At 62.0% G+C, this 10,264-nt stretch carries 10 protein-coding genes; 2 read left to right on the top strand and 8 right to left on the bottom strand.

The genetic code is table 11. The features are described 5' to 3' along the window. Positions 1-846, top strand: an 846-nt coding sequence (locus SO156_RS36115) for a 3-hydroxybutyryl-CoA dehydrogenase (RefSeq protein WP_498538106.1), incomplete at its 5' end; no start/stop codon positions are given. 124 nt (positions 847-970) lie between these two features. Here SO156_RS36115 and SO156_RS36110 read toward each other — a convergent pair. From SO156_RS36110 to SO156_RS36085, 6 genes are all read right to left on the bottom strand, one after another. Then, positions 971-2,017, bottom strand: coding sequence for a 2,5-dihydroxypyridine 5,6-dioxygenase NicX family protein (locus tag SO156_RS36110; protein ID WP_458148799.1), 1,047 nt, complete (start codon positions 2,015-2,017; stop codon positions 971-973). A 40-nt stretch (positions 2,018-2,057) separates the two neighbouring features. After that, positions 2,058-2,825, bottom strand: coding sequence for an ABC transporter permease (locus SO156_RS36105; RefSeq protein WP_498538105.1), 768 nt, complete (start codon positions 2,823-2,825; stop codon positions 2,058-2,060). Next, entirely contained in the window at positions 2,822-3,607 is a 786-nt protein-coding gene (locus tag SO156_RS36100; RefSeq protein WP_458148801.1) for an ABC transporter permease, read from the bottom strand. Before SO156_RS36100 ends, SO156_RS36105 begins: the two co-directional genes overlap by 4 nt. After that, entirely contained in the window at positions 3,604-4,449 is an 846-nt protein-coding gene (locus SO156_RS36095) for an ABC transporter ATP-binding protein (protein WP_498538104.1), read from the bottom strand. The genes SO156_RS36100 and SO156_RS36095 overlap by 4 nt, the downstream gene beginning before the upstream one ends. A gap of 119 nt (positions 4,450-4,568) precedes the next feature. Further along, on the bottom strand, positions 4,569-6,263 hold the full coding sequence (gene ilvD, locus SO156_RS36090) for a dihydroxy-acid dehydratase (RefSeq protein ID WP_498538103.1): 1,695 nt from the start codon (positions 6,261-6,263) through the stop codon (positions 4,569-4,571). Between the two features lie 90 nt (positions 6,264-6,353). After that, positions 6,354-7,337, bottom strand: a complete 984-nt coding sequence (locus SO156_RS36085; RefSeq protein ID WP_458148804.1) for an ABC transporter substrate-binding protein — start codon at positions 7,335-7,337, stop codon at positions 6,354-6,356. 178 nt (positions 7,338-7,515) lie between these two features. On the opposite strand from SO156_RS36085, the gene SO156_RS36080 reads away from it, so the two are divergent. After that, positions 7,516-8,424 carry an NAD(P)-dependent oxidoreductase gene (locus tag SO156_RS36080; RefSeq protein WP_498538102.1) on the top strand — a complete coding sequence of 303 codons (909 nt, stop codon included), beginning with the start codon at positions 7,516-7,518 and terminating at the stop codon, positions 8,422-8,424. Between the two features lie 35 nt (positions 8,425-8,459). Here the strand turns inward: SO156_RS36080 and SO156_RS36075 are convergent, their stop codons facing one another. Then, positions 8,460-9,023 (bottom strand): flavin reductase family protein, encoded by a 564-nt coding sequence (locus SO156_RS36075; protein ID WP_458148806.1) that lies wholly within the window; start codon positions 9,021-9,023, stop codon positions 8,460-8,462. 9 nt (positions 9,024-9,032) lie between these two features. Then, the gene (locus tag SO156_RS36070) at positions 9,033-10,262 is read right to left on the bottom strand and encodes an acyl-CoA dehydrogenase family protein (protein WP_458148807.1); all 1,230 of its coding nucleotides are present in this window, start codon (positions 10,260-10,262) and stop codon (positions 9,033-9,035) included. Between the last annotated feature and the right edge of the window lie 2 nt (positions 10,263-10,264).

Raw genomic sequence — 10,264 nt, 5'->3', positions numbered from 1 at the left:
GCGTTGAACGAGGTCCGCACGACATTCGGAAGCCTGGCGCGCCTGGGACTGCTCGCCGACGCGCAAGCTGACATGCTCATCAGACGGGTCTCGGTGGTACAGGCCAGCGAAAGCGAGAAAGCCCTGTCAAGCGCTGGCCTCGTCTTCGAAGGGGTCCCCGAAGTCGTCGCGCTCAAGCGCGAGGTGCTCGCGGCTGCATCAAGGCAGGTCCCACACGACACCATCATTGCCTCCACGACATCGACGATCCTCGTCGACGATCTCTCCAGTGCGATCGAACATCCCGGCCGCTTCCTCAACGTTCACTGGCTCAATCCGGCCTATCTGATCCCGCTTGTCGAGATCTCGCCAGGCGCTGCCATCGATCCCGCCGTTGTCGATCGAGTCAAGGCGCTGCTTGAAGGCATCGGCAAGGTGCCGGTGGTCTGCGCCGCAACGCCCGGCTTCATCGTTCCGCGCATCCAGGCGCTCGCCATGAACGAGGCTGCGCGCATGGTCGAGGAAGGCGTTGCCAGCGCCGAGGAGATCGACAAGGCGATCCGCTACGGGTTCGGCTTCCGCTACGCGGTGCTGGGGCTGCTGGAGTTCATCGATTGGGGCGGCGGCGATATTCTCTTTTACGCCAGCCGCTATCTCGAAGCCGCCCTCGGTAGCGATCGCTATCGGGCACCGGAGGTCATTTCCCGCAACATGCAGGAAGGCAGGATCGGACTCCGTACCGGCGCAGGCTTCCTCGATTATTCGGGGCTCGATGTCGACGCCTATCGCGAGGCACGGCTCAAGGCGATGGTCGACCTGCTCCGGCACTTTGGCCTTGCGCAACCGCCGGCGCTCGACGGCGACTAAAGCGCGATGAGATCAGGAAGACTCGTCATCGCGCTTTAGGTTGTTGTTTGAGCATGATCTCCGTGCAAACGCGTTCCGCGTTTGTCGCGAAGGAAAACCGCTTCACACTTTTCCGGATCATGCTCTAGCCGAACACGTCCTGCAGCACGCCGTCACGCACCACGGCAACGCCGTCGAGCTCGATCGTGGTTCCCATCATGGGCAGATCGAAATGCCCCGCCGTGTAGCGACCGGCAAATTCATTCGCACCGGTCGAGAACAGGAAGTTGCCGGAGACCGCGCGCAGTTCCGTGCCGTTGGTGTCGCGCTGATCGTACATCGACAGCGCCTCGTAGCGCGCGCCCGGGTTCATGCCGAAGCCCACATGCGACACCGCATAGGCCTCTCGGTCGCCCCACGCGGCAAGATAGGCGCGCATCATAGCGGCGTCGGTGCCCTCTCCTTCGAGTTCGACGACATAGTCGTCTTTCAACGTCATCTTCACTGGCGACGTCAGATAGCGCTTGAAGGTGAGATTGATGTCGCCCGGGGCCATGACCAGAGTCCCGTTGATGGTCCCGCTCTTCGGAAAGCTGACGACGATGCCGCCCGGCCAATGAGCCAGCGTACCCGGCTTGTCGGTCCACCCCCAGACCCCGACAGTGGAAGCCCCGACCATGTCGACATCGAGCGCCGTGCCTGCCTTCGAGGTGACGCGCATCCTCTTCGTCCCCCGCAGCATCTTGGCCGCCGCGCGGACCCGCTTTTCGAGCGCTGGATCCGGCACCATGCGCTCAAGCGCTTCGGGGTGTTCATTGGAGATCACCAGAATTCGGGCGCCCGCCTTGAGGATTTCCGGCGTCTCCACGGCGTGCATCAAGCCTTCGATGGTACAATCGACCACAAAACCAGCCTGCTGCAGGGCGCTGATGACGGGCGCCATCCGCTGGATCGCCTCGCTCGCTCCGGTGGAACGGACGGGCACGTTATGGCGGTTTCTCGGAGTGGGCATGACGACATGGAACGGCCGTGCGCCTAGACGCAGCAGAGCGAGCTCCGCCAGATGCACGTTGAGCGCACGCGACTGGGTTTCCGAAAGAATGGCGGCCGTATCGCCCGCCTTGACGGCGCACCGCTCAAAAATCTCGCAGAACGCGTCGATCCATTTCGCCTCGATCCGATCTGCCAGCATGATTCACTCCCCGACTTTCTTATTCTCTTGTGCTCTCAGATCACGCCTCGGGAAAGCCCCGCAGCAGGTACAACCGTGCGGCCTGCAACAGGGCGTTCAGGATCAATCCCAGCAGGGAGATCGTGATCAACGGCACGAACATGTCAACGGCCTGGAAAGTGCGAGCCGCAGTGATGAGCACATGGCCGAGGCCGTCGGTTGACGTGATCATCTCGGCCAGGAACACCACGATGCACGAAATGACGAGCCCGATGCGGCACCCCGTCAGGATCGACGGCATCGCAGCCGGCAACACGACCTTGAGCAATATCTCCCGCCGCGGCGTACCAGCCGCCATCGCCGACCAGATCAGCTTCTGCTCCACGGTGGAAGCACCATAATAGGTGGACAAAAGGATCGGGAACAGCGCATCCGCAGCGACCAGCGCGATCTTCGATTCATGGCTGAAGCCGAGCAGAAGCAGCAGCGCAGGATAAAACGCGACTTTCGGCAACGGCGCGAGAACCCGTACGACCGGCCGCACGATGGCGTTGATCGCGGGACTCGCAGCCGCCACCATACCGATGCTGACGCCCAGCGCGACCGCAATCAGGAAACCAGCGAATAACCGGAACAGGGTCGCGATGATCTCCTGCTGAAAACCGGCGGTGGCAAGCTGTTGCAGCAACCGCGTAAAAACGAATCCCGGTGGAGGCAGCAAGGCGACTGGCGCCACTCCAAACGATACCAGGCCCTGCCACAATGCGATCAGCAAGGCGATCGGCAGAAGCCCGAGGAAGACGTCCGTAGAGAGCGTGCGCGACTTCATGAAAAGCTCAGGGGCATATCGAACTGCGGCTCCGACCACCGCACCAAGCGGGCCCGGACCCTCTCAAAGGCCGCATCAAGACCTATTCCCATGGCACCGACGATAATGATCATCGCGAAGACGGTGTCATACTGGCCCATGTCGAGCGCATTGAAGAGGATATTGCCGGCGCCGGACTGACGGGCGATCATCTCGCTGGTGATCATGGTGATCAGCGCCAGCACGATCCCCGTACGACAACCAGTCAGGATCTCCGGCAACGCCGCCGGGAGCACGATACGGACCAGGCGTTGTACAGATGACAGGCCCATGGCGGCCCCGGACCACAGCATCTTCTCTTCGACCGCCTTGGCGCCTTCAAAACTGTGATAAATTACCGGCAGACTGACGCCGAGAAAGATGACGAGCGTCTTGGCGATATCGCCGACACCGAGCCACAGCATGATGATCGGCATCAACGCCGCCTTTGGCACGGGATAGATCACCATTAGAAGCGGATTGAAGAAAGCCGCCACGGCCCGGCTCCGGCCCATCAGGAGCCCGAGCGGGATCGAAACGGCGACGGCCGCAGCAAAACCGATTGCCATGCGACGCAGCGACGCCAGGATATTGATCAGGGACTCCTTGTCGCCAAGAATGGCCGGAACCGCACGCATGGCTTCGAGCGCGGTTGGGAAACTGTCGTTCTTCAGGGCAAGCGCCGCAACCTGCCACACCGCGAACAGTCCGACGCAGGCGAGCACGGGAGCAACACGCCTACCGATGGTAGCGGGCAACGTCATGCGTTCACACCAACCTCGTCGCCATCATCGAACATGCGCTCGATATCGACGATGTATTTCTGATAGCGCGGATCGAGCAGCAGCTCGGTCCGCCGGCGTGGCCGTGGCAGATCGACATCAATCACCTGCCGGATACGACCGGGAGATCGCGACATCATCACGACCTTGTCTGAAAGAAACACCGCTTCGTCGACAGAGTGCGTCACGAACAGAACCGTCTTCCGGTCACGTTCCCAGATGTTGAGGAGGTCGTTCTGAAGCCGCGTACGCGTATGAGCATCGAGCGCTCCGAAGGGCTCGTCCATCAGCAACACTTCGGGATGGTAGGCGAGCGTGCGGGCAAGCGCGACGCGCTGCTTCATTCCGCCTGACAGCTCCTTGGGATAGAAATTCTCGTAACCCTTGAGGCCAACCATCTCGATCAGCGCGCGGCTCTGTGCCTCTGCCTCTGTCGCGCGGATGCCTTGCTGACGCGGCCCGTACATGACGTTGCCCAGGACGGTCTTCCATGGAAAGAGCGCGAACTCCTGAAACACCGGCCCGCGATCGGGTCCGGGCGCCGTGATCGTCTTGCCCTTCACTTTCGCAGAGCCGCTGGTCGGACTGACGAAACCGCCGACAATGTAGAGAAGCGTCGACTTGCCGCAGCCGGACGGCCCGAGGATGGAGACGAAAGCGCCTTCTTCGATCGTCAGCGAGATATCCGACAGCGCAAGATGGGCCTTGCGCGCCGACGTTTGAAAGATCTGCGATACGCGGTCGATTTCGATCATCGCGGTCGCAGGCCGTTGTGCCAGCGTCGGAGTCGCTACCTCACCCGATCTCGAAGGCAACACCTTCATGCCGTCTCTCGCCTCATGCGCGCGCGCCTCCGAGTACGAACCCGTTCAATTCCCCTAACGACCGGCATCGATTGATCAAGAAACTTGCCAAGCAAATGCCGTTCTAACGCTCGAACCGTTCACTTGAACCAGGGCCATTCCGCCGGTCCCTCGTGAGTGACCGCTCCTCCTGGAGCCTGGCCAACGAGTCGCGCATATTTAGCAAGAGCTCCGGCGCGGTGGCGCGGTGGCCGCGGCTTCCAGTCGCGCCGGCGCGCTTCGAGCTCTCGTTCGTCGATCAACAGATCCAAGCGACGGCTGCTCGCGTCGATCCTAATTCTATCGCCGTCGCGCACCAGCGCCAACGGGCCTCCGACGAAGGCTTCAGGGGATACGTACCCGATACACATGCCACGTGTTGCTCCGGAAAAACGCCCGTCGGTGATGAGGGCCACTTTCTCGCCCATACCCTGGCCATAGATCAGCGCCGTAACGCCGAGCATCTCGCGCATGCCGGGGCCGCCAACCGGTCCCTCATTGCGGATCACGAGGACCTCGCCTGCCCCGTAGCTGCGGCTACGCACGGCTTCGACACAGGCCTCTTCATCTTCGAAGACACGCGCCGGCCCTTCAAAGGACAGGCTCTTCAATCCCGCAACCTTGATCACGGCACCATCCGGGCAGAGACTGCCCTTGAGCACTGCGACGCCTCCATCGCTCATAATGGGTGTGCCGGCCGAATAAATCACCTCGCCGTCCGGCGCGTTGGAACTGCCATACTCGTCGGCAATCGTTCGACCGGTGATGGTCAGGCAGCTTCCGTCAATATGTCCACTCTGGACCAGCTCCCAGATCACGACGGCCGCTCCGCCGACATCGTAAACATCCTTGGCGGTATACTTGCCGCCGGGACGCAGATTTCCAATCAGCGGGGTGCGGGCAAAAACCTCACCGACATCATCGATGGTGAAGGAAATCCCGGCCTCATTGGCTATTGCCGGCAGGTGCAAGGCCGCATTCGTCGAGCCGCCGGTGGCAGCAACAATTGCAGCGCCATTTTCCAGCGCCTTCCGTGTCACGATATCGCGCGGCAGTAGCCCGCCGCGCTCGAGCATTTCCATGACGAGCCGGCCCGCACGGCGCGAGACCTGCGCGCGTTCCGGGTAGACGCCGGGGATCATCGAGCAATTGGGGATGGTGAGGCCCATCGCCTCCGAAACCATCGCCATGGTGTTTGCGGTGAATTGCCCGGCGCACGCGCCGATGGTCGGCAGGCAGCTCCGCTCGATCTTTTCGAGCGTAGCACCATCGATCTCGCCGGTCATGAAGCCGCCGACCGCCTCGTAGGAATCGAGCACGGTCAGCGTTCGTCCTTCCAGTCGGCCTGGCAACGCACTGCCGCCGTAGATGAAGATCGACGGCACGTTGCAGCGGATCATGCCCATCATCACGCCGGGAAGCGTCTTGTCGCAACCGCCGAAGCCGATCAATGCGTCATAGGCAAGGCCGTGAACGACGGCTTCGATGGAGTCGGCGATCAGTTCGCGCGAAAACAGGGAGAACTTCATCCCCTCGTGATTCATACTGATGCCGTCGGACACCGAGATCGTCGTGAACTCGCGCGGTGTTCCGCCGGCTTCCTCGATGCCCGCCTTGGCTGCGTCGACCTGGAAATCATGGGTCATGTTGCAGGGCGTCTGCTCGCCCTTCATACTGACGACCCCGACCATCGGCTTGGCGAGAGCCGCGTCGTCCAGCCCCATCGCACGCATGAACGCGCGATGCGGCGCGCGGTCGAGGCCGTCAGTCGTTACCCGGGAGCGCAGCTTCTTCATGCCTGTATCATCTACATTCGACGTCCCACCCAATACTGGGACGCCGCAGATCGTTCCGGCTATTCGCCAACCTGCTTATTGCCAAGCTGCTTATTGCAATGGCGCAACGATGGTCGGATGCTTGAACTGCGCGACATCCAGCTTCGGCAGCATTCCGGTTTCGGCGTAGATATCCAGCATCTTCTGGATCGCCGGGAAATTCGGTGCGGCGCCCGGATCTCGCCCGAAATCATTGTCCTTGAGCAAGTAAGTATCGAGGACCGGGATCGGCGCCTTGAGCACCTCCGAAACCACTTTCAGCGTCTCTTCGCGGTTCGCCAACGCCTTCTTCATGCCCGAGGTGATGTCGCGCACATAGGCTTTCACCAGTTCCGGGTTCTTGTCGACAAAGTCGGCACGGCAGGCTTCAAGGATGTGCACGATGTTCGGCATGGCCTGCGACAGCGAAAACAGCTTCCTCGTGCCGCCCTTTGCTTCCGCGCGCGCAGCGAATGGCTGGTTCATGTTGACTGCGTCGACCCTGCCCTGCCGCAGCGCGTCTTCCGAGACCGCAAAGCCGACCTCGACGAGCTTGATGTCCTTCGCGGGATCGACACCATTCTGCTTGAGCAGCATGTTGAACGGCCCCTGCGTACCGCCTCCGATCACCGAAATACCGACCGTCTTGCCCTTGAGATCGGCGATCGTCTTGATCGGCGAGTCGTCCATGACCGCCCAATAGACCGAAAAGCCGCCCGGCTTCTCGAACACGTGCTGAGCCACGATGTAGGCCTTCAGATTGCCGCCGACCACGCCGTTGGCAAGCGACAAAGGCGCTTGCGTGGCGCAGTCGAGCGCGCCGGCGGCAAGTGCCTGTGTCATGGGCGCCGTGCCCTGAAATTGTGTCCATTCGATATTGTAGGTCTTGCCGAGGTCGGGAAATTCCGCCGGTCGCCGCATCATCCAATATTTGGATTCCTCGGCCGGAATGGTCCAGCCGACACGGATCGTCTGCTGCGCCTGCGACGAGCCTGCGCTCGCAGCGATCGCTGCCATCGTCCCAAATGCCAGGACCCACTTTGAAACCGTCCGCATCATGCCCGCTCCGCTGCTTCGGCGCCGACCGGCGCCACCCAACCCGACCAGGAGCCAAATGTTTCATGGTTCAAACAGTCAGGCAAGCCATGCGCATCGGCGCAGTTTCCCCATCGGCTCCCGTGTATGCTAGGGCGACATTCAACCAGCATTGCACCGCGACACAAGGAGGCGACCCATGGCTGAATCCACCGGCGCGAACCCGCATCCCGCCGAGAAGCTCGGCTATCTTGGCCTCGGATTGATGGGTGCCCCCATGACCCGTCGTCTCCTCGCGGCCGGTTATGATGTGGCGATCTGGAACCGCTCGGCCGCGAAGGCAGCCGCGCTCGTCGAGGCCGGAGCGAAGCCCGTGGCCAGTCCCCGCGACGTTTTGACCGGTGCCAGCATCGTTTTCATGTGCCTGACCGATGCCGCAGCGGTCGAGGACGTAATCTTCGGCTTTGAAGGACTTGCAGCGGCCCCCGGCTTAGGCAAGCTCGCCGTCGACTTCTCCTCCATCCATCCGGATGCCGCGCGCGACATCGCCGCGCGGCTCAAGGCTGCAAATGGTATGGGCTGGATTGACGCGCCGGTCTCGGGCGGCACGAAAGGAGCAGAGGAAGGCACGCTAGCGGTCATGGCGGGCGGAGATCCCGCCGATGTCGAAAGGGTGCGGCCGTACGTCCTCGCAATGGCACGCAGGCTCACACACATGGGCCCGATCGGCGCCGGCCAGACCACCAAGCTCTGTAACCAGGTGATCGTTGGCTGCGCGATGGCCGTCCTTGCCGAAGCAACGCGTCTTGCGGTGAACGCCGGGATCGACGCAGGACGGCTTCCGGAAGCCCTCGCCGGCGGCTTTGCCGATTCCATTCCCCTCCAGCTGTTCGTCCCGCGGATGGTTCAGGGCATTCACGCCCCGCCGCTCGGCCACATCGCGACCATGCTGAAGGATCTCGACACCATCGCCGACCTCGCCCACGCCACCTCGACGCCCGTGCCGATGGCCTCGCTCGCGGGACAGCTGTTCAGCCTTGCAAGCGCGAGCCGCGGCGCGGACGCTGACGCACTGGAGATCTACAAGCTCTCCGCACCAAAAGTTTGAATTGGTTTGGGTGCCGCGCGCCGAACCGGTCCGTCTCACGAGGGCTTCTGGCGATCATCGTCCGCCAAAAACCGCCCGTAGCTCCCGCGCGCAAAAAGCAGCGGCTCGCTTCGATTGTAGGAGTAGGCTTCTACAGCTCCGAGAAAGATCACGTGGTCGCCGCCGTAATATCGATTGACGGACCGGCATTGAAAATTGGCGACACTTTCCGCGAGCAGCGGCGCATGCCCGAGGCCAGGACTCCAGTCGATACCGGTGAATTTGTCGTCCGAAGATTTGGCGAACTTGTTCGCGAGCGCCTGCTGCGAGGCGCCGAGCACGTTGACTGCGAAGTGGCTGGCATTTTGAAAAACGGTCAGGCTCGACGAGTAGACCACGAGACTCCACAGCACGAGCGGCGGATTGAGAGATACCGAAGCGAATGAATTGCACGTCAAGCCGTAGGGTTTGCCGTCCGGACCCGCAGCGGTAATGATGGTCACTCCCGTCGCATACATGCCGAGGGCGTTGCGAAAATCGCGCGGATCGATCGGCGAGCTGTCGCTCGCCAACTCGTTAGCTGGATTTGCGGCCGGTGGCTGCTTTGGCAAATCAGTCATCGGCCGGCCTCACAGCGTCAGGTTCTCGGACGGCAGGCCGAGCGCCACGCGGCCGTAGTTCGTACCAGCCGCGTCGAAATTGAACGCGAGGTGCGAGTTGACGGCGTGAGCATCGCGGAATTGCCGCTGCAAGACGCCGCTCGTGAACAATCCCCGGGCGCCGCTCGCGGCGAACAGCATCGACACCGCCTCGGTACACAGATTGACCGAGAATGCGCCGTCACGCCTGTATCTCGTCTTGGCTGCCATATTCGGAACGTGGCCACGCCGCGCATCTTCCATGGCAACCGCACAGGCAGAGCGCATGATCAAGCGTGCGGCGTCGATCTTCGCCGAGGCATCGGCAATCTTGATCTGGGTGCTCTGGAAATCGCTCAGCTTGGCGCGGTTGTAGGTCGATATGCGGTGGCGAACGACCTCGACGTAGTCATCGAGGCACGCCTGCGCGTTTCCGAGCGCGACGCCGGACAGAACGTATGGAAACAAGGAAAATACCGGAAGCGCATAGAGCGGATCGGGATTGACCGCGCTTCCAGGTGTCGGGCCTCCGGTGAGGTTGCCGACGGCGACCGTCATGTAGTCGGGAACAAAGGCATCCCTGACTTCCACGTCGCTCGAACCGGTGCCACGCAGTCCCGCTGCGTTCCAGGTGTCGAGGATCTTGTAGTCCTTCTTGGGAAGCAAAAAGATGCGGTATTCGATGCCGTCGGCCTCATCATCGGAGTAGACCACGCTCGCAAGCATGTTCCATTCGCAGGACGCCACGCCCGACGAGAACGGCCAGCTTCCGTGCAGCCGATAGCCGCCATCCGTCTTCCGGGCACGACCGGCGGGGAAAATGAACGATGACGCGATCAGGGCATTGGCATCGTGGCTCCAGACCAAGGTCTGGGCCTTCTCTTCGAACATGCCGAGCATCCAATGGTGGCTCGCCAGATTGGCAAAATTCCAGGCCACTGAAGCATCTGCCTGTCCCAGCAGGTCGGCACAATCGATCAGCGCAACGTAGTCGAGCTCCGATCCGCCGAAGCGCTTGGGCTGAAGAATCCTGAACAGGCCCGCGTCATGCAGGTCCTGTTCGGTCTCGGGCGGAAGGCTCCGAAGCTCCTCAGTACGCGCTGCGCGCTGCCGCAATTGAGGAACGAGTGCCCTGGTGCGCGCGATCATCGCGGCATAGGCACGCTCGCCGGCCTCGGCCTCCGACTGGGCCGCACCTGACATGGGATTGCCGGTCACCATTC

The organism is Bradyrhizobium sp. UFLA05-125 (assembly GCF_059803515.1).
Note: the sequence above shows the minus strand (reverse complement) of the source record. Positions and strands in the feature narration are given on the sequence as shown.

Excerpts from the sequence above, each read along its gene's own strand:
- SO156_RS36110 (WP_458148799.1), bottom strand. The coding sequence starts at position 2,017 with ATGCTGGCAGATCGGATCGAGGCGAAATGGATCGACGCGTTCTGCGAG.
- SO156_RS36105 (WP_498538105.1), bottom strand. The coding sequence starts at position 2,825 with ATGAAGTCGCGCACGCTCTCTACGGACGTCTTCCTCGGGCTTCTGCCG.
- SO156_RS36100 (WP_458148801.1), bottom strand. The coding sequence starts at position 3,607 with ATGACGTTGCCCGCTACCATCGGTAGGCGTGTTGCTCCCGTGCTCGCC.
- SO156_RS36095 (WP_498538104.1), bottom strand. The coding sequence starts at position 4,449 with ATGAAGGTGTTGCCTTCGAGATCGGGTGAGGTAGCGACTCCGACGCTG.
- ilvD (WP_498538103.1), bottom strand. The coding sequence starts at position 6,263 with ATGAAGAAGCTGCGCTCCCGGGTAACGACTGACGGCCTCGACCGCGCG.
- SO156_RS36085 (WP_458148804.1), bottom strand. The coding sequence starts at position 7,337 with ATGCGGACGGTTTCAAAGTGGGTCCTGGCATTTGGGACGATGGCAGCG.
- SO156_RS36080 (WP_498538102.1), top strand. The coding sequence starts at position 7,516 with ATGGCTGAATCCACCGGCGCGAACCCGCATCCCGCCGAGAAGCTCGGC.
- SO156_RS36075 (WP_458148806.1), bottom strand. The coding sequence starts at position 9,023 with ATGACTGATTTGCCAAAGCAGCCACCGGCCGCAAATCCAGCTAACGAG.
- SO156_RS36070 (WP_458148807.1), bottom strand. The coding sequence starts at position 10,262 with ATGGTGACCGGCAATCCCATGTCAGGTGCGGCCCAGTCGGAGGCCGAG.